15 protein-coding genes and 3 pseudogenes are annotated in these 19,923 nt (G+C 68.9%); 13 read left to right on the top strand and 5 right to left on the bottom strand.

What is annotated here, in order from left to right; translation table 11 throughout:
• The first annotated feature begins 168 nt into the window (after positions 1 to 168).
• Positions 169 to 822 (top strand): class I SAM-dependent methyltransferase, encoded by a 654-nt coding sequence (locus ACWGJ5_RS34570; RefSeq protein WP_453313587.1) that lies wholly within the window; start codon positions 169 to 171, stop codon positions 820 to 822.
• An 80-nt stretch (positions 823 to 902) separates the two neighbouring features.
• On the opposite strand, the pseudogene ACWGJ5_RS34575 reads toward ACWGJ5_RS34570, so the two are convergent.
• Positions 903 to 1,545 (bottom strand): annotated as a pseudogene (locus ACWGJ5_RS34575) (IS630 family transposase); the annotation flags it as partial.
• 158 nt (positions 1,546 to 1,703) lie between these two features.
• Here ACWGJ5_RS34575 and ACWGJ5_RS34580 point away from each other — a divergent pair.
• Complete coding sequence (locus ACWGJ5_RS34580) at positions 1,704 to 2,246, top strand: GNAT family N-acetyltransferase (protein ID WP_453313588.1); 543 nt, start codon at positions 1,704 to 1,706, stop codon at positions 2,244 to 2,246.
• A 532-nt stretch (positions 2,247 to 2,778) separates the two neighbouring features.
• On the opposite strand, the pseudogene ACWGJ5_RS34585 reads toward ACWGJ5_RS34580, so the two are convergent.
• Positions 2,779 to 3,147 (bottom strand): annotated as a pseudogene (locus tag ACWGJ5_RS34585) (transposase family protein); the annotation flags it as partial.
• Positions 3,148 to 3,298: 151 nt separating this feature from the next.
• A complete protein-coding gene (locus ACWGJ5_RS34590; protein ID WP_453313589.1) occupies positions 3,299 to 4,090 on the bottom strand; it encodes a maleylpyruvate isomerase family mycothiol-dependent enzyme in 792 nt (263 codons plus the stop codon).
• A 651-nt stretch (positions 4,091 to 4,741) separates the two neighbouring features.
• On the opposite strand from ACWGJ5_RS34590, the gene ACWGJ5_RS34595 reads away from it, so the two are divergent.
• From ACWGJ5_RS34595 to sbnA, 5 genes are read left to right on the top strand one after another with little or no spacing between them, the layout of a single operon-like run.
• Complete coding sequence (locus ACWGJ5_RS34595; RefSeq protein WP_453313590.1) at positions 4,742 to 7,333, top strand: Pls/PosA family non-ribosomal peptide synthetase; 2,592 nt, start codon at positions 4,742 to 4,744, stop codon at positions 7,331 to 7,333.
• Between the two features lie 13 nt (positions 7,334 to 7,346).
• Positions 7,347 to 10,598, top strand: a complete 3,252-nt coding sequence (locus tag ACWGJ5_RS34600; protein ID WP_453313591.1) for a non-ribosomal peptide synthetase — start codon at positions 7,347 to 7,349, stop codon at positions 10,596 to 10,598.
• Positions 10,599 to 10,639: 41 nt separating this feature from the next.
• Positions 10,640 to 11,644: a TauD/TfdA family dioxygenase gene (locus tag ACWGJ5_RS34605; protein WP_453313592.1), complete on the top strand. Its 1,005-nt coding sequence runs from the start codon at positions 10,640 to 10,642 to the stop codon at positions 11,642 to 11,644.
• The gene (gene sbnB / locus ACWGJ5_RS34610; protein ID WP_453313593.1) at positions 11,641 to 12,711 is read left to right on the top strand and encodes a 2,3-diaminopropionate biosynthesis protein SbnB; all 1,071 of its coding nucleotides are present in this window, start codon (positions 11,641 to 11,643) and stop codon (positions 12,709 to 12,711) included. Before ACWGJ5_RS34605 ends, sbnB begins: the two co-directional genes overlap by 4 nt.
• Positions 12,712 to 12,747: 36 nt before the next feature.
• Positions 12,748 to 13,758: a 2,3-diaminopropionate biosynthesis protein SbnA gene (gene sbnA / locus ACWGJ5_RS34615; RefSeq protein WP_453313594.1), complete on the top strand. Its 1,011-nt coding sequence runs from the start codon at positions 12,748 to 12,750 to the stop codon at positions 13,756 to 13,758.
• Between the two features lie 1,030 nt (positions 13,759 to 14,788).
• On the opposite strand, the gene ACWGJ5_RS34620 is transcribed toward sbnA, so the two are convergent.
• Complete coding sequence (locus ACWGJ5_RS34620) at positions 14,789 to 15,901, bottom strand: sensor histidine kinase (RefSeq protein ID WP_453313595.1); 1,113 nt, start codon at positions 15,899 to 15,901, stop codon at positions 14,789 to 14,791.
• A complete protein-coding gene (locus ACWGJ5_RS34625; protein ID WP_453313596.1) occupies positions 15,898 to 16,563 on the bottom strand; it encodes a response regulator in 666 nt (221 codons plus the stop codon). Before ACWGJ5_RS34625 ends, ACWGJ5_RS34620 begins: the two co-directional genes overlap by 4 nt.
• A gap of 196 nt (positions 16,564 to 16,759) precedes the next feature.
• Here ACWGJ5_RS34625 and ACWGJ5_RS34630 point away from each other — a divergent pair, with 196 nt between their 5' ends.
• The 6 genes and pseudogenes from ACWGJ5_RS34630 (at position 16,760) to ACWGJ5_RS34655 (ending at position 19,835) form a co-directional block, all read left to right on the top strand.
• The gene (locus ACWGJ5_RS34630) at positions 16,760 to 18,022 is read left to right on the top strand and encodes a DUF418 domain-containing protein (protein ID WP_453313597.1); all 1,263 of its coding nucleotides are present in this window, start codon (positions 16,760 to 16,762) and stop codon (positions 18,020 to 18,022) included.
• 179 nt (positions 18,023 to 18,201) lie between these two features.
• Positions 18,202 to 18,444 (top strand): hypothetical protein, encoded by a 243-nt coding sequence (locus ACWGJ5_RS34635; RefSeq protein WP_453313598.1) that lies wholly within the window; start codon positions 18,202 to 18,204, stop codon positions 18,442 to 18,444.
• A gap of 268 nt (positions 18,445 to 18,712) precedes the next feature.
• A complete protein-coding gene (locus ACWGJ5_RS34640; protein ID WP_453313599.1) occupies positions 18,713 to 18,970 on the top strand; it encodes a hypothetical protein in 258 nt (85 codons plus the stop codon).
• A complete protein-coding gene (locus ACWGJ5_RS34645; RefSeq protein WP_453313600.1) occupies positions 18,967 to 19,338 on the top strand; it encodes a fic family toxin-antitoxin system, toxin component in 372 nt (123 codons plus the stop codon). The genes ACWGJ5_RS34640 and ACWGJ5_RS34645 overlap by 4 nt, the downstream gene beginning before the upstream one ends.
• A gap of 123 nt (positions 19,339 to 19,461) precedes the next feature.
• Positions 19,462 to 19,581, top strand: a pseudogene (locus tag ACWGJ5_RS34650) (ISAzo13-like element transposase-related protein); the annotation flags it as partial.
• A gap of 20 nt (positions 19,582 to 19,601) precedes the next feature.
• The gene (locus tag ACWGJ5_RS34655) at positions 19,602 to 19,835 is read left to right on the top strand and encodes a hypothetical protein (protein WP_453313649.1); all 234 of its coding nucleotides are present in this window, start codon (positions 19,602 to 19,604) and stop codon (positions 19,833 to 19,835) included.
• Positions 19,836 to 19,923: the final 88 nt, after the last annotated feature.

Consider the following 19,923-nt stretch of genomic DNA (forward strand, 5'->3'; position numbering starts at 1 on the left):
GACCGTTTCGAGCGGTCATGGATCTTCACGAAACGGGGCCGATTCGAGTCGTCATGCCGGGGCCGAATTACGACGTCGTAGCCACCCGGGTGTCTGCAGTGGTGGATGTCAGGCAGGTCAACAAGGTCGCGCCACGGCCTGTGAGTTGTCTGGTCCAGGGTCGTCCGCATGGCTGAGCCCTCCTTTTTGACCGCTGTCCGGGAGTCGTACGACACGGTCGCGGCCGGGTACGTCGAACGCGTCCCGGCTCCGGCCGAGATGGACCCGTTGTCCCGCGCGATGCTGGCGGGGTTTGCTGAACTCGTGCGGATGGCCGGTCTGGGACCGGTCGCGGACTTGGGGTGCGGTCCCGGCCGTATCACGGCGTACCTGGCGGGGTTGGGGGTGTCCGCCTTCGGCGTCGATGTGTCACCGAAGATGATCGGGCTGGCCCGTAAGGCCTATCCGGACCTGCGGTTCACCGAGGGCTCGATGACGGCGCTGGAGATGGGGGACGACGAGCTCGGCGGCATCCTGGCCTGGTATGCCACCCACCACACGCCTCCGCAGTGGCTGGCGGCGGTGTTTGCTGAATTCCACCGCACGCTCGCGCCCGGCGGTTTCCTGCTCTGGGGAGACTACGTCGGCGATGAACGGCTGCAGCCGACCCACGGCTATGGCCGTCCAGTGTCCTATGAGTCGCACCTTCTGCCTCTGGGCCACGTGGTCGGCTTGCTGGGCCAGGCCGGACTCGTCGTCACGGCGCGACTGGAGCAGGAGCCCGGCGGACGGGTGAACAGACCGCATGCCTGCCTCCTGGCTCGCAAGCCCGAAAGGCCCTGACGGGGCAGGTTCCTGCGGCGAGGCTGCCCGTGCTGGGTCACTGACGATCACGGGGGTGGACGGTCGGACCGCGGGGGTTGAGAGGGTGGCCGCCCCAGCGGATGCCTTTCTCGCTGCGGACTGGGGCGTGTCTTGGTGGCTTTGTGGGCGGAGAGGTTGTCGAGGACGAGGTAGATCGGGGCGCCGTCCGAACGGGCCGCCCCGGGTGCTCTTGAGCGCGGCGAGGCTGTGGTCGGCGCCCTTGCGGCGCCGGTTGACACGCCAGAGGGCGTCGTCGCCGACCGAGTAGCAGCCGTGGAAGTAAAAGGTGCGGTGGGGTCGCTCGTTGAGGGCGTACCCGATGCGTTCCAGCTTGGCGTCGAAGTCCGGGTCGGTGGAATCGTTCCGTGTCTTGGTGTGCTGGAAGGTGATCCCGCGGCGGGGGAGCAGGCAGCGCAGGGTCGCACGGCCGATCCGTATCGGACGGGAGGCGTTGCGCCGCAGGTGGTCGGCGAGTTTCCGGATCGACCAGCCGGTGAAGGGCTTGCCGGGCGTGGTCGGGCGGGTGGTGGCCGTCTGCCTGCACGAGATTCGCGGTCACCGGGACGCTGTTGCCGCCCGCCGATGCGAGCAGCATCATCGCGCGACGGAAGCGCACCGTGCCGGTGCTGCCCCGGCGCACGATCCACTGCAGCTTCTGCCCTCCTGCTCGGTCAATCTACGCACTCGGACCGGCTGTGCCATCCCGTCTCCCCGCACCGATCGGAGGTGTCATCACATCCGACCGGCACAACAGCCGTGAGCACCAACTCGGCGAACCTATGCGGTCACAGCACTAGGGCGGGTACCGAGAGTGCCTGGTGAGGATGGCGGAGAGCCCGTTTGTGATCCAGAATGATCGGATGGTCAGGCTTGAGACTCCCCGTTTGATCCTGCGTCGCTGGCGCGAGGAAGACGTTGCGCCCATGGCTGCCGTGAATGCCGACCCCGAGGTCATGCGGTGGATCCGTGACGGCAGCGTCCGTGACGAACAGCAGACTCGCGGCGGGATCCAGGCATGGGAGAGCGAGTGGGAGTCACAGGGCTTCGGCCTGTTCGCCGTGGAGATCCGGTCCACTGGCGAGTTGGCCGGGTTCACTGGCCTTTCGGTGCCCGACTTCTTGCCGGAGGTACTGCCGGCGGTTGAGGTCGGCTGGCGGCTGGGACGTTCCCACTGGGGGCAGGGCTTGGCCACCGAGGCCGCTGTGGCCGCTGTGCGGTTCGGGTTCGAAGAGCGAGGGCTGGAGCGGATCGTCAGCATCACTCAAGTGTGCAACTACGCCTCCGAACGGATCATGACCAAACTGGGGATGCATCCGGTCCGTGAGACCGTCAATCCCACCTGCGGTCGGCGAGTACGGGTGTTCGAGTTGTCGTCGGACCAGTACTTCACAACCACTCGTTGATGGCGGCAACGAGGACGGTGGCCTCGTAGCGGACCGCGAGTTTGTCGTACCTGGTGGCACGGCTCGATGTCTCTTGAGGCGATTGATGCCGCACTCGACCGCGTGACGGGGCTTGTATTCCTCTGGGTCGATCTTCGGTGGCCGGCCGCCGCCGGACCCGCGCTTCTTGCGGTTGCAGACTTGGTCGGCCTTGTCCGGAATGGTGGAGCGGATCCCGCGACGCCGCAGCCAGGCGCGGTTCTTGCGGGACGCGTACGCCCTATCCGCCCGCACCCGTCGCGGGCGCACGCGGGGCCTGACGAACCCCAGTCGGGGCACCCGGAGGCGGCCGGCACGACCTCGAACTGCGGAGAATCCCCGCGCTGCCCGCCCGTGATCACGATGGACATGGGCTTCTGCCTCTGTTCGACGGGCAGGTGCAGCTTGGCGGTAGGAGCGCGGCGGGAGCGTCCTAGCCCGTCGTCGTCCGGCTCGGAGGCGAGACAGACAGGCGGTTCCTGTTGGAAATCCCCTTTTTGCGTGCACCGGCGGCGTGCATGTGGGCGACGGCCTGGACTGCGTGATGGCGGCCGTCTCCGCGTTGCCGGCAGTCACGGAGGATCTTGTAGTTCTTCATCCGGCCGATGAAGTGTTCCACGCGTCCGCCGACCTTGCGGTGCTCTGCGTTGTCGTCCTCCTGGCCCTTCAGCAGCGGCCGCCCGGGGCGTTTGCGGTGCGGCACCGCGATCCCGCAGTTGAGATACGCGCCGTCACCGAGCACCGTCACGTCCTGGCAGTACTGGCTGAGCCCGGATGCCCGCCAGGCATGCGCGTCCGCGGTGGTCCCCGGCACCGGACGGGCTGCCGCGATCACCAGCCTGGTGTCCGCGTCCACGATGACCTGCATCAGACCCGAGAACTGCGTCACCCGCAGCCCCGTGAACGTCTCCACCCACACCCGCCCAGCCCGTAACACCCCAGCCACACCTAGGAGATGCCCAGCTCACGGCCTTGTGCAGCACCCTTTAGGACTTGGCATTTCGAGTGCTGCGTGTGGCCGCCCGGGTGCCGGTTCAGGGTGCGGTGAACAGGGCGGGGAAGCGGGGGGCGAGCCATGGCCGGGGGCCCCAGGCGAGGACGTGACCCTGGGCGATGGCGCGCCAGGGATTGAGCCGGCCCAGTGCGATGAGGAGGAAGGCGACGGGATCGAGGAGGATGGTACAGTCCGCGGGCTTGGGTGGTGTCCCTGCTGTCACCTGCACGGTGCCGTCGGTCAGGGATACGCTGAATGTATCGCCCCCGCGCAGCCGGATTCGGTATCGGGCGGTGAGTCCGGCCGTGGCTGCGGAGTTGGTGACACGTGGCATGACCGAGAGCATGAACGGCATGCACAGTCTCACTCGTTCCCGGTCGAGCATGTGGGGGCGTTCAAGGGCGCGTGCCAGGTCGTATCCGTGGCCGAGCATGTGGGTGAGCAGGTACGACGCGAGAACGGACCGGTTCATCAACCCCAGGGGTGTGGCGGGTGCCGGGCCGTCGGCCGCCAGGCGCGACACAGCGCGAAGGAATGCGTCGGCCTGCTCGGTGATCATCGTTGCGAGAGGCTCCGCCCGGCGCTCCGCGAAGACGGCGAGGGACTGTGCGTTGGCGTCGGCCAGGCCCTGGGGTGTTCCGTCGCCGTAGGGGCGTTCCCGCCCGGCTGCCAGGTCGGCCATCAGTTCGTTGGCCAGGGCCAGATGGGCGGCGGCTTCGCCGATGGTCCACTGTGACCCGGGCACGGCAAGCGTCGTGTCGCTCGTGCTGCGTACCAGTGCGGCGATCTCTTCGGCGGTGTCCCGGATCGCTTGTTCCAGCCCGTTGGGCAAGAGCCACGAGCCGTCCTGCCCTACCGTCGTGTGTACGTTGATTGGATCCCTCCCGACCCGCCCGGCACGTCCCGGCGTGCCTGCGGTGCTGGTACCCAACCAGACCCGGGGGTGCGCAGCAAGTCCCCGCTTCGGTCCTGGTGCTCGGCGGCTGCCCGTTTGATACGGCTTGTCTCCTGCCCGATGTGACGGGAGCCGCTGTCCTTGATCGAGCCGCTGTGCATCCGGGTGATTTCAGCGACGACCCTGATTCGGAGATGGGCGTCCGTGCGAGGTGAGGGGGCGCCCGCTCTCCGAGCGGGAGCACTATCTCCACCTGGCGCCCGGCGGCCGACGGCTGTGCTGCTTCGACGGCCAGGCGATCGACGGCTTGCGGGCGGCGGATCGGACCGGCACCTCATGCCCAGCTCGATCGGCGCGGCCGCCCAACCCGGTCACGGCGCTCACCGGATCCCTCCGGGGCATCTGGGGGACCGCCAAGTGGATGACGCGCGGGCTCCCTGTTCTAGCCCGCAACCACGGGAAAAGGGCTTAACTGTCCATATCGGGCGTAAGGTTGAAGCAATGAAATAAGTGGCAAATCGCTTCCGATGTAGGCAAACTGGATCCACCGGTTCGTGATCAGGAACATCCACGTTCTAGAGGAGAAGCATGGCGGATCAGTCTTCCGAGGTCCTGTCGGAGCCGGACGAACCTGCCGTCGTCCTGAGCGACGCCCGCCCCAGAGGGACGGAGGCCGAGCGGGAGCTCGCGCAGGCGCTGGCCGACCTCCTGGACACCGAGCGTGTTCCGGTCGAGAGCCACTTCTTCGCCGATCTCGGTGCCAACTCCCTGGTCATGGCCCAGTTCTGCGCGCGGATACGGAAGAGAGCGGATCTGCCGTCCCCGTCCATGCGGGACATCTATCAGCACCCCACGATCCGAAGCCTGGCGGCGGCTCTCGGAGAGGCTGCTCCCGCTCGCGTCGATGCGGTGGACGCCTCGTCGACGCCGACGCCGGCGCACGTGCCGTCGCCGACTCCGGGGTCGGCCGGGCACCGGTGGAACCATCTTCTCTGCGGAACGTTCCAGTTGCTGGTCTTCCTGGGCTACTCCCTCCTCTCCGGATTCGTCACCGCCGCGGGTTACGAGTGGATCGCCAACGGTTCGGGCCTGGTCCACGTCTACCTGCGGTCGTTGCTGTTCGGAGGCATCGGGTTCGTTGGGCTGTGTGCATTCCCGGTCGTCGCGAAATGGCTGCTCATCGGCCGTTGGCGACCGGGCGAGTTCCCCGTCTGGGGCCTGACGTATCTGCGCTTCTGGCTCGTCAAGGCGCTGCTCCACGCGAACCCGATGGTCTTCCTCACCGGGACTCCGCTGTACGTGCTGTATTTACGGGCCCTCGGCGCACGCATCGGCAAGGGAGTCACGATCCTCTCCCACTCCGTCCCGGTCTGCACCGACCTGCTGACGATCGGCGCGGGCACGGTGATCCGCAAGGACTCCTTCTTCCTCTGCTATCGGGCCCACGCGGGACACATCCAGACCGGCCGGATCACGCTCGGCCGCGATGTCTTCGTCGGTGAGAAGACCGTCCTGGACATCGACACGTCGATGGGCCACGGTGCCCAGCTCGGCCATGCGTCCGCCCTGTACCGCGGCCAGGCGGTCCCGGACGGTGAGCACTGGCACGGATCTCCGGCGGAGTCCACGCGGATCGACTACGTCAGGGTCGCTCCGGCCGGATGCGGCACCGCGCGCCGGGCCTGGTTCGGCCTCGGCACCTCGGTGCAGCTGTTCTTCCTGTACATCCCGCTGGTCGTCGGCGGTGCGTACATGCTGTTCACCGAGGTACCGGCGATCGGCAAGCGACTCGACCCGCAGACGGCCGTACTGTCCCGGTCGGAACTGCTCTCCGACGCGCTGGTGCTCTCCCTCGTGCTGTTCTTCGGGTGCGCCGCCCTGGGGCTGGTGGCCCTCTGCACCGTGCCGCGTCTGCTGGGTCTGGTCGTCAAGCCCGACCAGGTCTATCCGCTCTACGGCTTCCACTACGCGCTGCACCGGGCCACGGCTCGCATGACGAACGTCAGGTTCTTCGCCTGGCTCTTCGGCGACAGCTCCTACATCGTGCACTACCTCCGCGGACTCGGGTACGACCTGTCACGGGTCGAGCAGACCGGGTCGAACTTCGGCACCGAAGTGCAGCACGAGACGCCGCTCCTGGTCTCCGTCGGCAGCGGAACGATGGTCGCCGACGGACTCTCGATCGTCAACGCGGACTTCTCCAGTACGTCCTTCCGGCTGTCCCGGGTGTCGATCGGGCCGCACAACTTCCTGGGCAACAACATTGCCTATCCTGCAGGGGGCAGGACGGGAAGCAACTGCCTCCTCGCGACCAAGGTGATGATTCCCCTCGACGGTGAGGTCCGCGAAGGCGTGGGGCTCCTCGGCTCACCGTGCTTCGAAATCCCCCGAACGGTGGACCGAGACGCACGGTTCGACCATCTGAGGACAGGCGATACACTCCGCCGCCTGCTCGCCGCGAAGAACCGCTACAACCTTCGTTCCATGGCGCTCATGCTGCTCGTGCGATGGCTGCACACCTTCGCGCTCACCCTGTTCGGTCTCGTCTCGGTGGACCTGTACGGTGTGATCGGACACGTGGTGATCGCCGGATACCTGGCGATCACACTCGGTTTCTCCACCGTGTACTTCATCCTGGTGGAGCGCTGCATCACGTCGTTCCGTGCGCTGCGCCCCCGGTTGTGCTCCATCTACGATCCGTACTTCTGGTGGCACGAGCGGCTGTGGAAGGTCCCGGACCACTTCCTCAACGTCTTCAACGGCACCCCCTTCAAGAGCCTGGTCTGGCGGCTGCTGGGCGTGCGCATCGGCAGCAGGGTGTTCGACGACGGCTGCTATCTGACCGAGCGGACGCTCGCCACCATCGGCGACGACTGCACCCTCAACGCCGGCAGCAAGATCCAGTGCCACTCGCAGGAGGACGGCACCTTCAAGTCCGACGGCACCACGCTCGGCGCCGGCTGCACGCTGGGCGTCGGCGCCCATGTGCACTACGGCGTGACCATGGGCGACGGTTCGGTGCTGGCACCCGACTCCTTTCTCATGAAGGGCGAGGAAGTCCCCCGGAACGCACACTGGGGAGGCAATCCCGCGGTGGACATGCCGGAGAGCGGCAACCGGTCCACCGGCGTCGGCAGGGGAACGCCAACCCCCAACTCGGCCACAACGACGGTGAGTTGAGGAAGGCCATTCGATGGGAACGCGCGTGGAAGCGGATCAGGAGTTCTGGAGCCGGGTACTGACCGCCGGCAGTGGCACCACGGTGCCGCGCTGGGTTCGGGAGCCGGTTCCGGGAACGGCCGAGCACGAGATGGCGGTGCCGGACGAGGTGACGGAGGCGGCACGGGAACTGGTCCGGCACCTGGGAGTGCCGGTCAGCGCTCTGATGCTGGCCGCACACCTCAAGGTGCTGGCCGTATTGTCCGGCGAGCCGGATGTGGTCACGGGTTACACCACCGGTGTGCGCGGCGAGCCGCTGCCGTGCCGGGCGGCCGTCCCCCCGGGGTCCTGGCAGGCACTGCTGTCGACCGCCCAGCACGCCGAGGCGGAGGTGCTGGAGCACCGGGAGTTCCCGGTGGAGAAGCTACGGCGGGAGCTCGGACTGACGGAGCCGCCGTACGAGGTCGTGTTCGGTCCGATCGGAGCCGACGAGACCCACGCCGACGACGGTGTCCTGCACGTGCGCTGGTCCGACCGGGGCGGACATCTGACGCTGCGCCTGCGGTACCGCACGGACGTGCTGGACGCCGCGGCGGCGGCACGTATCGGCGGCTACCACCTGACGGCGCTGCGGCTCATGAGGGCGGATCCGGACGCCGACCACACGCGGCAGAGCCTGCTGTCGGCCGACGAGGTTCAGGAGCAGCTGGAACGTCTGGCAGGGCCCCGCCGGCCGCTGCCCGACGCGCGGGCACACGAACTGTTCGAGCAGCGGGTGCGGGCGCATCCACAGGCCGTGGCGGCCGTACACGGCGAGCAGGAGTGGACGTACGACGAGCTCGACCGGCGCGCCAACAGGCTGGCGCGAGCTCTGCTGGCGAGGGGCCTGGGCCGGGAGGACGTGGTCGCCGTCGTCACCGAGCGCAACCTCGACTGGCCGGCAGCGGTGCTGGCGGTGTTCAAGGCCGGCGGCGTGTACCTGCCGATCGAGCCGCACTTCCCGGCCGGCCGTATCGCGGCGACGCTGTCGCGAGCGGGGTGCCGACTGGTCCTGACCGAATCCGGCAGCACCCACACCCTCGACCAGGCGTTGGCCACCCTGCCGGGAGTCGAGAAGCTGCTGGTCGACGCGGCGTACGCCGAACCGCACGCCGACCATGACCTCGGCGTTCAGGTCGACCCCGGCCAACTCGCCTACATCTACTTCACGTCCGGCTCCACCGGCGAGCCGAAGGGGGCGATGTGCGAGCACGCGGGCATGCTCAACCATCTCCACGCCAAGATCGAGGACCTGGCGATCGGCGAGGGGGGCGTGGTGGCGCAGACCGCCCCGCAGTGCTTCGACATCTCCCTGTGGCAGCTCATGGCCCCGCTGCTGGTCGGCGGGCGGACCCTGCTGGTCGAGCAGGACGTGATCACGGACGTGGAGCGGTTCGTCGACACACTGGAGCGCGGGCGGGTTGGCGTGGCGCAGGTCGTGCCGTCCTATCTGGAGGTCGTGGTCTCGTATCTGGAGCGGCACCCGCGTACGCTGCCGGACCTGCGGTGTGTGTCGGTGACCGGCGAGGCGCTGAAACGGGAGCTGGTCCAGCGCTGGTTCGCGGTCCAGCCGGGCATCGTCCTGCTCAACGCCTACGGGCTGACGGAGACGTCGGACGACACCAACCACGAGATCCTTCACGGGGTGCCCGACCGGGTGCTGCTCGGGCGGCCCGTGAACAACGTGCGCGTCTACGTCGTGGACGAGCACCTGTCCCTGGCACCGCTCGGCGCCCCGGGGCTGATCGCGTTCTCCGGTGTCTGCGTGGGCCGTGGGTACGTCAACGATCCCGAGCGGACCCGGGAGGCGTACCGGACGGACCCGTACCGGCCAGGTGAACGGCTCTACCTGGGCGGGGACTGGGGGCGCTGGCACCCCGGCGGCAAGCTGGAGTTCCTCGGCCGCCGGGACAGCCAGGTCAAGATCCGCGGCTTCCGGATCGAGATCGGCGAGATCGAGAACTGCCTGCTGCGGGTGGACGGAGTACGGGACGGCGCGGTGGTCGTCGCCGAGCGGTCCGGCGGCGGCAGGCAGCTGATCGCCTTCTACTCCGGCGGCCGGCAGCAGCCGGAGGTACTGCGCGAGGCCCTCGGCGCGGCGCTGCCCGCCTACATGGTCCCGTCGGCCTTTCACCGGCAGGAGAGCCTTCCGCTGACCGCCAACGGCAAGATCGACCGGAAGGCCCTGACCGCACTGGCCGAGGAGTCGGCACCGGAAAGGGAGGCGCGGGACGATGCCGGCCCGCTCAGCCCGACCGAGCGGAGGCTGGCCGCGGCCTGGGCCGAGCTGCTCGGGGTGCCCGAGCAGCAGATCGGCCGCACGGCCCACTTCTTCGACTCCGGGGGCACCTCCCTGACCGCGGTCAGACTCACCCTCGCGCTCGACCGCGTGGTGTCCCTGAAGGACATCACGCGGCACCCGGTGCTCGCCGACCTGGCCGCCCTGATCGACGGCACGGCCCGGCAGCGCCCGGAGCTGCTGCTGCCCCTGTCGGACGGACGTGGTGTGCCGGAGTGCACGTTGGTGTGCTTCCCCTACGCAGGCGGCAACGCTGTCAACTTCCAGCCGATGGCGAGCGCGTTGACGGCCGGCGGAGTGGCGGTCCTCGCCGTGGACCTCCCCGGTCACAACCTGGCCGCACACCCCGAGCCGTTCGCGTCGATCGAGCAGGTGGCGGACCAGGTCGCCGCCGAGATCACGGCGCGCGGCCTCACTCGGGTCATGCTGTGGGGCCATTCCTCGGGCGCCGCGCCGGCCGTGGAGACGGCCAGGAGACTCCTGCAGCGAGGCGTGCGCGTGACGCGGGTGTTCCTCGGTGCGCACCTGCTCGGTACGGCCACCGGACGGCACACGGCCATCGGCGAACTCGACAGCCGCAGCGACGCCGAGATCGCGGCGCGGCTGACAGCGGACACCGGCTACAGGGAACTGGCGGAGCTGAACGAGCGGCACGCCGAACACATCGGTGCGGCCTACCGGCACGACTGCCTCGGCGCACACCACTACTTCCGCGCGGCCCTCGAAGCACCGCCGCAGGTGAGGCTGTCCACGCCGGTCACCGTGGTCGTTGCCGCCGACGACCCGCACACCGCCGGGTACGCCGACCACCACATGGACTGGCTGCTCCTGGCCGAACACGTCGATCTGCACGAGCTCGCCGACGGCGGCCACCACTTCCTTCGTACCCGTCCGGCCGAGGCGGCACAGGCCGTCCTGACCACCGTCGTACCACTTGCCTCCTCCTGAGACCCGTCGCATCCCCGGCGGTCGACCGAAAGGAATCCGAATTGCCGTTCTCATCCCTGGCATCAGCGCTCGATGTGGAGCTGCGACCGGACAGACCGGCGCTGCTGCACGTCGATCCACTCGACGACGCCGCCAACTGGGCGGCCGAGTTCCGCGAGGCGCTGCGCGCGCAGGTCACCGAGCACGGAGCGTTGGTCGTCCGTGGGCTCGGGCTGCGGGACATCGACCAGGTTGGTGCCGTCTTCGCGCGTCTGGCCGACGGCCTGATGACGGAGAGGGAGGCCTTCGCCCCCCGTCAGGCCCACGGCCTCGGCCTGTACGCGTCCACGACTTGGCCCGCCAACCAGCCGATGTGCATGCACCACGAGCTGAGCTACCCGCTTGAGGTGCCCGGCCTGATGCTGTTCGCCTGCCTGACCGCGCCCGAGCAGGGCGGGGCGACGGCGGTGGCCGATGCCGAAGAGGTGCTGCAAGCACTGCCCACCGGGCTCACCGAACGGTTCGAGCGGGAGGGCTGGATCCTGACCCGCACCTACACCGACGAGATCGGGGCGAGCCTGGTGGAGTCGTTCGGCACCGGCGACCGCGCCGAGATCGAGCGCTACTGCCGGGCCGGCGCCATCGACTTCACCTGGCAGTCCGACGGGACGCTGCGCACCGAGCAGCGCCGCAGCGCCGTCGTCCGGCACCCGCTCACGGGCCGGCGCTGCTGGTTCAACCAGATCGCCTTCCTCAACGAGTGGACGCTCGCCCCAGAGGTGCGCGAGTACCTGGTGGATGTCTACGGAGAGGACGGACTGCCCTTCAACACCCGCTACGGTGACGGCAGCCCGATCGGTGAGGACGTCGTCGAGCTGATCAACTCCACCTACGAGGCGCACACCCGACGCGAGCCCTGGCAGGCCGGTGACCTGCTGCTCGTGGACAACATCCGCACCGCGCACAGCCGAGAGGCCTTCACCGGAGAGCGGCAGGTGCTGGTCGGCATGACCGAGCCCCTCCGGCCGGCCGACGACTGCCCGGCTTCGGAGGCGAGCGAGCGATGACCGACGTACTGCCGACCGCCACCCGGCCGGCCACGCCCGAACCGGTGTCCGCGCCGACCTTCGCCGTGATCAGCGGTGAACAGGTGCAGCGAGCACTGAGCGGGCGCGAGAAGCAGCTCGTGGAACTGGCCGAGGCCGCATACCGGCTGCACGACGCCGGAGACACGGTCAACCCGCCGTCGTACTTCCTGCGCTTCCCGGACCGTCCCACTGCGCGGATCATCGCACTGCCGGCTTCCCTCGGCGGGGCGGTCCCCGTGGACGGTCTGAAGTGGATCTCCAGTTTCCCGCAGAACGTGAGTGCCGGGCTGCCGCGGGCCTCCGCGGTGCTCATCCTCAACGACCACGACACGGGCTACCCGTTCGCCTGCCTGGAGAGCTCGATCATCAGCGCCACCAGGACCGCGGCGTCCGCGGCACTGGCGGCCGACTGGCTCAGCCGCAGCCGTCAACGCCCCACCCGCGTCGGGTTCTTCGGCACAGGCCTGATCGCCCGTTACATCCACACCTTCCTCAGCGGCACCGGCTGGGCCTTCGAGGCGGTCGGCGTGCACGATGTGTCCGCCGACAGCGCCACCGGCTTCTGCGGCTATCTGCGGCAGGCCGGCACCACCGCCCCGATCACGGTCCACGACAGTGCCGAGGACCTCGTCCGCTCCAGCGACCTCGCGGTCTTCGCCACCATCGCCGGCCGGCCACACGTCACCGAACCGGACTGGTTCAGCCACAACCCTCTGGTCCTGCACGTGTCCCTGCGCGACCTCGCCCCCGAGGTCCTGCTCGGCTCGGCCAACTTCGTCGACGACGTCGAGCACTGTCTGAAGGCCGACACGTCGCCCCACCTGGTGGAACAGCTCACCGGCAACCGCGACTTCCTGAACGGAACGCTCAGCGACGTCATGGCCGGGCGCGCCACACCACCGGCCGACCGACCGGTGGTCTTCTCACCGTTCGGGCTCGGCGTCCTCGACCTCGCCGTCGGCAAGTACGTCTACGACGAGGTGTCCCGGGAGGGGAACCTCCGTCTCATCGATGACTTCTTCCACGAACTTCGCCGTTACGGCTGAGGCTGTCGTCCTCGGCCCGGCACCAGGAGGTCTGTCGTGCCTGTCGTTTCGGCTCCGTACGACTTCAACCAGAGCGATCTCTTCGTCGATCTGGCGTCGATCTGCGGATACCCACTCCATTTGAAGTGTGAGGCGTTCAATTTCGCCGGCTCCATCAAGCTGAAGGCAGCGAAGGAGATGGTGGAGAGCGCCGAACGTGACGGAATCCTGGCACGGGATTCCGTCCTCGTTGAGTCGTCCTCCGGGAACCTGGGGGTCGCGCTCAGCGTGATCGCCGCGAGCAAGGGCTACCGGTTCCTGTGTGTGACGGACTCCCGGTGCAACCTCTCGACCAGACTGCTGATGGAGGCGGTCGGCAGCGAGGTGCACATCGTTGCCGACCAGGACTCCAACGGCGGCTTCCTGGGCACGCGCATCGAGTACGTCCGTGCGCTGTGCGCCTCCGACGGCCGGTACGTCTGGCTCAGTCAGTACACCAATGAGGGCAACTGGTGGGCGCACTACCGCACGACGGGCCCGGAGATCGCCCGTCAGTTCCCGGAAGTGGACGTCCTTTTCGTCGGGGCGGGCACCACCGGGACCCTGATGGGCTGCGCGCGCTACTTCCGGCAGCGCCACCGGCCGGTGCGGATCGTCGCCGTGGACAGCGTGGGTTCCGTGGCGTTCGGCGGCGAGCCGGGCCGCCGGATGATCCCGGGCCTCGGCATGAGCATGCGCCCGCCGCTGCTCGACGAGTCCTATGTGGACGAGGTGATTCAGGTGGAGGAGGCGGACACCATCCGTATGTGTCAGCGCATGGCCAGACGCGGATTCCTGTTCGGCGGCTCCACCGGAACGGTGGTCAGCGCCGCGACGGACTGGCTCGCACGACATGACGGGAGCGCCGTCACCGCGGTGGCCATCGCGCCGGACCTCGGCGAGCGCTACCTCGACACCGTGTACCAGACCAACTGGCTGCAGGACCTGTACGGCGATCAGGTACTCGACACGGCGGACTCCGCACAGGCGGACACCGCACAGGCGGACACCCTGGCCCGGGAGGCCTAGCTGTTCTGTCCACGGAAATTGGTGACAGCGATCACTGACCGGTGATCTTGAAATGGGTGAGGGCCCTCTGGCCAGGTGTGGATTGCGACATCTGCACCGGCAACAGAAGGGCCCTCGCGCCACACCGTAGTCCGTAAACCGTCTGCCACGGCCCGTACTCCCGCGGCACATCCCGCCACGGAACCTCTTGACGATCAGGCGGGTGACAGCGGAAGTAGCCGGAACGCCGCGGGCGGCACCGGTTGCCGGTGCCGCCCGCGGCGTTGACACATCGTCAGGCCCGACCCACTGTCGTCGTAGACCTGCCAGGTGGTCCGCACGCTGTAGGGACACGTCCGTGCCGCCGCGCACCCACAGCGGCTTCAGCCGGTTGGTGAGCAGGTAGAGAACCGCAGCGGCGTCGGCGGCCCGGCGTGAGCTCGTCAACGTCATCCATCAGCCGGCTCCTCTGTCTCTACTACCTCAGGAGTACTTCGTCGGCGGCTGAGCAGGGTGGCGATCGGCAGGGCTGCCGCCAAGCCGCTGACGCGGCGAGTGCCCCGAGGATGGCGGGCTGGTCGTTGACGGCGATGCCGATCGCGGCGAGGGCGGGGCTGGCCTGGCGTACCGAGGCGATGCCGCCCATGATGGTGCGTCGTACGGCCGGTCCCGTGGCCGGCAGTGCCCCTGCGGCGAAGGCGGCGGCTGAGAGCAGGCACCCGGTGAGGAGGCGAGGGAGCCGAGGAGCGCGTCGACGCCCCGTCAGTTTTCGAGCAGCATGCCAGCCAGCACGGTATCATGCGGACGCATCCACCTGCCCGATGCGCCGTTCGCCGCCGTGGCACGTGGAGCCGTTCCCGGCCGAGGAGCATCCGGCGCAGGCCAATGGCACCAGGGACGCGATTCCGACAGCCGACTTCAACGCCGCGTACTCGTGCACGCGCTCTCGTTGTGTCCGTTCCGGGTGAGGGCGTTCACTCCGGACGACCATGAATCGCACAGTTCCCTGTGCCGCGAGGGCGGCAGATCCCAGCTCATTCGTATCGAGCGGTCATGGCGAGTTGGTGGCCGGCAGTTCCAGGGTGAGTTCGTAGCCGCCGTCGGGTGTTGGCCCGGAGCTGATGGTTCCGCCGAGGAGTTCGGCGCGTTGGCGCAGGCCGATGAGGCCGTGATGGGCGCCGGGCAGGGGGAGCGCGGGCCGGGTGGGGGCGCTGTTGGCGACGGTGGTGCGGATGGTGCCGTCCGCGTGGCGGATGTGGACGATGGCCCTGGCGCCGGGGGCGTGTTTGCGGACGTTGGTCAGGGCCTCCTGGACGGTGCGGTAGACGGCGCGCTGGACGGTGGGAGGAAGGTCATCGGGCAGGTCGGTCTTCAGGTCCGTGTCGATGCCGCTGGTTTCGACCAGACGCTCCAGGGTGGCGAGGGACGGTTGGGGGGTGAGTTCTGTGTGGCGGCTGCCGGACGCGCGCAGCACGCTCACCATGTGCCGCAGCTCCTCGAGGGTCTGCACACTGAGCTGCCGGATCGTGGTTGCGGCGTGTCTGGTCTCGGCGTCCCGGCTGCCCACCTGGAGTGCTCCGGCCTGGACGGCGATGAGGCTGACCTGGTGGGAGACCACGTCATGCATCTCCCGGGCAAGCTGTGCGCGTTCCTGTGCGAGGACGCTCTGGGCCGTGAGCAGCCGTTCGTGCTCGCGGGCCTCGGAGATCTCGGCGAGCCGTTGGGAGAGGTCGCGGCGGGCCTGTACGAGCTGGCCCAGAAAGACGGGAGCGGCTGCGGTGGCCAACGTGTAGGTGAGGTGCAACAGTGTGTCGGCGTGGGTGAGTTCGCCGGCTTTCAGGGACGACCACGGCCAGGGCAGGAAGTCGGTGATCGCGTAGGCCAGGGCGCAGCCCGCCAGCAGGACACGGTGGCGGCTGAACGAGGCAAGAGTGTAGAGCGCGGCCGTGGTGGCGAACACCGCGTCGGTGGTCATGGCGGCGGGGATCGTGAGTGTGAAGGCCAGCAGCGGTCGGTGGCGGCGCAGTGCAAGGGCGAGGGCGGCCAGGAGCGGGCAGGCCGTGGCCGGCCGCGCCTCGATGTCGACATGAGCCCACGCGTCCGCCAGCGCGACCAGGACCAGAGAGGCGTCCACTAGCGCAGCCGACGGTCTTCTCGGTGTCACCGGGTGTCCGCGCCCTGGGACGGCGCCAGCAGACCCGCGCGTTCGGCGATCAGGGCGGCCTGAACGCGGCTGCTGACCTGCAGCTTGCCGAGCACGGTGCTGACGTGGCCTTTGATCGTGCCGGTGCTCAGGTGCAGACGTTCGCCGATGTCGGTGTTCGCCAGGCCCTCGGCCATGAGCATGAGAACGGCCCGCTCACGCTCGGTCAGCCGGGCGGTGAGGCGGGCGGCGGGCTCGCGACCGTCATGGTCGAGGTATCCGTCCACCACCGCGCGGGTGATCTTGGACGACAGCACCGTCCCGCCCTCGGCCAGGGCTCGCACCAGATAGGGCAGCTGCTCGGGGTCGGTGTCCTTGAGCAGATAACCGGCGGCTCCCGAGCGCAGTGCCCTCGCCACGTATTCGTCGGTGTCGAAGGTGGTGAGCATGGCCACCACAGGGGGGTCCGGCATGCGGCGTATGTCGGCCAGGACAGTGAGGCCGTCCACGTCCGGCATCCGGATGTCCAGGAGCACGATGTCAGGCTGTGACTCACGCACCATGGGCACGGCCCGGCTGCCGTCGACCGCCGCCACTACCTCGATGTCGTCTGCCGCATTCAGGATGTGCGTGAAGCCCGTGCGGATCAGAGCCTCGTCGTCGACCACCAGTACCCGGACCACCTGCGCTCCGCTCCTCACATGCTCGTCGACCGATGCCTACCACCGCGACAGCCGTCCCTCCTCGGGCCGGAGGCGATTCCCGCCGATTGGCGGCGCAGCCCCAGCCAGTCGGCCGGAGTGGCTTCGGCAGGTTGGCGGGGAGCCTTCGGAAACGCGTCGGGTGATGTGCGGCGGGGGCCTGGAAAGACCTGAAGACATGACCCAGAACGCAACGCTGGCCGCGCCCGCAGAGGCGCCGCATGATCTTGAGGCGGAGCGCTCCTTCGCCCCTGCCAGTGCGACGCCGTCGACCGGACGGCTGATCGGCATTGACCTGGCCCGCGGCCTCGCAGTCTTCGGCATGTTCTCCGCCCATGTCGGCCCCGACGTGACAGTGGGCGGGCCGGTGGGGTTCCTGCTGGAGACGGCGCGGGGCCGCTCCTCCGCCCTCTTCGCGCTGCTCGCCGGCTTCTCGCTGGTCATCATCACCGGCCGGCCGCACCCCCGCACCGGGCGCCCCGGCCGTCAGGCACTGGCCAAGATCGTTATCCGGGCCGTTGTCCTTCTGGCGCTCGGATACGCCCTGACCGCTCTCGACACAGCGGTGGACGTGATCCTCAGCTTCTACGGACTGCTCTTCCTGGTTGTTCTCCCGCTGTACCGGTTGCGGGCGCGGACGCTCGCGCTCATCGCCGCCGCGGGCGCGTTGATCCTGCCCCAGGTCCTGTACGTGGTACGGAGGTCGATCGAGGACGGGACCTGGGCAGACGCTGTCACGGCCTGGGACCCGCTGGCCCGGATCAGCGACACAGGCGGCATTCTCGAACTGGCGTTCACTGGTGCGTATCCGGTTCTGACCTGGATGCCGTTCCTGGTCGCGGGCATGGCTGTGGCCCGGCTGGATCTCTCGCGGTCGGGCATCCGGTCTCGGTTGGCTGTTGCGGGCGGGGCGCTCGCTCTGTTGGGCTACGGCGGCTCCTGGCTGGCCCTGCGGCTGGTCCCGCACGCTCTTTCCGCCATCGCGGCCGCCACGGGCGCATCAGCGTCGTCGGCATGGTGGTCCGATACCGTCGGTGAACCCGAGAACGGCGTCCCGCCCGCCTGGCTGCTGGTCGCCGCACCGCACAGCCAGACGTCGTTCTCGATCCTCGGCAACACGGGCGTCGCCGTGGTGGTGGTGGCCGGCTGTCTGACCGTCGCCGACCGGATGCCGCGTCTCACGCGTCTGGCCAATCCCATCGCGGCGGTCGGCATGATCGCGCTGACCGTCTACGTCCTGCACATCGTCGCCCTCTGGTTCTTCGCCGACGTCTGGTACGTGCCCGCGGTCGAGGGGGACACGATGAGCGCATTGCCGGTACTCCTCGGCTTCCTGGCGGCTGCCGTGCTCCTGGCGACCGTGTGGACCCGGCTGGTCCGGCGCGGCCCCCTCGAGTACCTGCTCTACGTCGCCACCCGGCTCGCCCGGTACATCAGGTGAGTCGGCGCGGGCTCCGCCTGGGGGCGGCGTCAGGGGTCTTGCGGCTCCTCGCCGTTCTCGGGCAGCAACGACTGCAGGGACCGGTCTGTCAGCTCGGCCTCCACTCTTCCCCGGTCGGGAACGACGGCCGCGCGGAAGGAGTCGTCCGCCAGCCGAGAGACGAGCCACCGTGCGGCGGTGTGTGGATCGATCTCCTCCGGGACGTCGCATGCCGACTGGCCGCGGCGGAGCAGCGTGGCGAGCGGGTCGGCGGAGTGTCGGTGGACCTGGCACAGGGCCTCGCCGAGGCCCGGATCGTGCGCCTGCGCTGCTGCGTCCGCGAAAAGAAGGCCGTGGGCACCGGGCTGAGGAGGTCCATGTGGGCCGGGGTGAAGAATGCCGCCGGCAGCTCAGGGACCGGTCGGCCGGCGGCGGCTTGGTGAAGGAGTGCGGAGACACCTCGGTGGCATGGTGCCGTCCTGTCGGCGCGGGGAGCAGCGGAAACCCCCACATCACGCGTCGTGTTCCGCCTGGCGTCATCCCGCATGAGCGCGGCAGCGACCGAAGCGACAGAGCTTGGGACCATCCCTGCGCTCGCAGGGATGGTGCCAGAACCCTGTGCGCTCAAGGGGTTCATGGACCGGGACATGGAGCTGCGAGTGCGTACCGTGCCGCTCACCCACTTTGCTACCACCCTGCTACCGTGATGGTGTGACTTCCACGAAGAAGCAGACGCAGGTCAGGCTGGAAGAGGACGTGCTGGAGGCCGGCAAAGCCGCCGCACGCGCCCGGCGGCTGGACTTCAACAAGTACGTGGAGCGACTCATCATCGAGGACACCACCGGGGCTCGCGCCGCCGGCATGGCGGCTGCCCAGCGGCTCATCGATGAGCACGGCACGTTCCTCGATGATCTGGAGCAGCAACTCGACGCCCCCTACGCCGAGCCGCAGCCGGGCGCCGCCGCGTGATCCTGCACGTCGACGAATCCTGGATCCTCGAGGTGGCGGAACGGGCCGGGCACCGCGACCCGACCGCCGACGACTACGGCGTGCCCATCGCTGCCGTCGCCCGCCACCGGGGCGAACTCCTCGACCACCCCGTCTACGACGGCGCCTACGCCCGCGCCGCCGCCCTGGTGCACACCCTGGGCCGCTGCCGCTGGCTGGAGCGCTCCAACCTCACCGTCGCCTGCGCCGTCGCCGTCATGTACCTCGAGGCCGGCAACATCCCGGTCAACCCCACCCGCGAACAGCTCACCGCACTAGCCCACGAGCTGAACGATCCGCGTTGCACCGCCGCCCGGATCGCCTCCTTCCTGCACACCTGGAAACCCTGACTTTTGGCCCGGGACGCGTGGCAAGGTCCTTTCGGTGGCGATCGTCCATCCGCACGCCACCGGCCGGTCGGCAGGGAACGGCCAAGGAAAAGGAACGGCCAAGGAAGACGCCGGCCTGGCCGAGCATGTGACCGGGTGGGCGACCTCCTGCGCGAGGAAGGCTGCAGCCTGCAGAGGAATGCCAAGACCCTGGAAGGCAAGCAACACCCGGACCGGGACGCACAGTTCCGCTACCTCGACGAGCACCGGGGCACCTGGTCCGCATGCACGAACGCAACCGCGCGGAGGGCCTGCCGGCCTTCTGGCTGTACCTCGCGCCCGGCGGCCGCACGATGGAGCCGTACGTCTCGTTGCTCGCAGCCGACAACTCGGATGATCCCCTTCGATGCGGCAGATGGGAGCCCACCTGGGGCGAGGATCCCCATGACGGTCTCCGACACGCGACCGTGTCGCTACGGCAATGGCTGTCGGCCTGGGCGGAAGGCGGCGACGTCTGAGCTCAGGCGCTCCGCCTCCCGTGACTCACAGTGGCCTGGTGTCCCGCCCAGGCTCCGCGTGCTGAAACGATCAGTAGGGCGGCCGCGC

It is taken from the genome of Streptomyces sp. NPDC054783 (genome assembly GCF_053611725.1).

What these genes read in the sequence shown, in the direction of transcription:
- ACWGJ5_RS34570 (WP_453313587.1), top strand. Translation starts at nt 169, where the DNA reads ATGGCTGAGCCCTCCTTTTTGACCGCTGTCCGGGAGTCGTACGACACG.
- ACWGJ5_RS34580 (WP_453313588.1), top strand. Translation starts at nt 1,704, where the DNA reads ATGGTCAGGCTTGAGACTCCCCGTTTGATCCTGCGTCGCTGGCGCGAG.
- ACWGJ5_RS34595 (WP_453313590.1), top strand. Translation starts at nt 4,742, where the DNA reads ATGGCGGATCAGTCTTCCGAGGTCCTGTCGGAGCCGGACGAACCTGCC.
- ACWGJ5_RS34600 (WP_453313591.1), top strand. Translation starts at nt 7,347, where the DNA reads ATGGGAACGCGCGTGGAAGCGGATCAGGAGTTCTGGAGCCGGGTACTG.
- sbnB (WP_453313593.1), top strand. Translation starts at nt 11,641, where the DNA reads ATGACCGACGTACTGCCGACCGCCACCCGGCCGGCCACGCCCGAACCG.
- ACWGJ5_RS34630 (WP_453313597.1), top strand. Translation starts at nt 16,760, where the DNA reads ATGACCCAGAACGCAACGCTGGCCGCGCCCGCAGAGGCGCCGCATGAT.
- ACWGJ5_RS34655 (WP_453313649.1), top strand. Translation starts at nt 19,602, where the DNA reads ATGCACGAACGCAACCGCGCGGAGGGCCTGCCGGCCTTCTGGCTGTAC.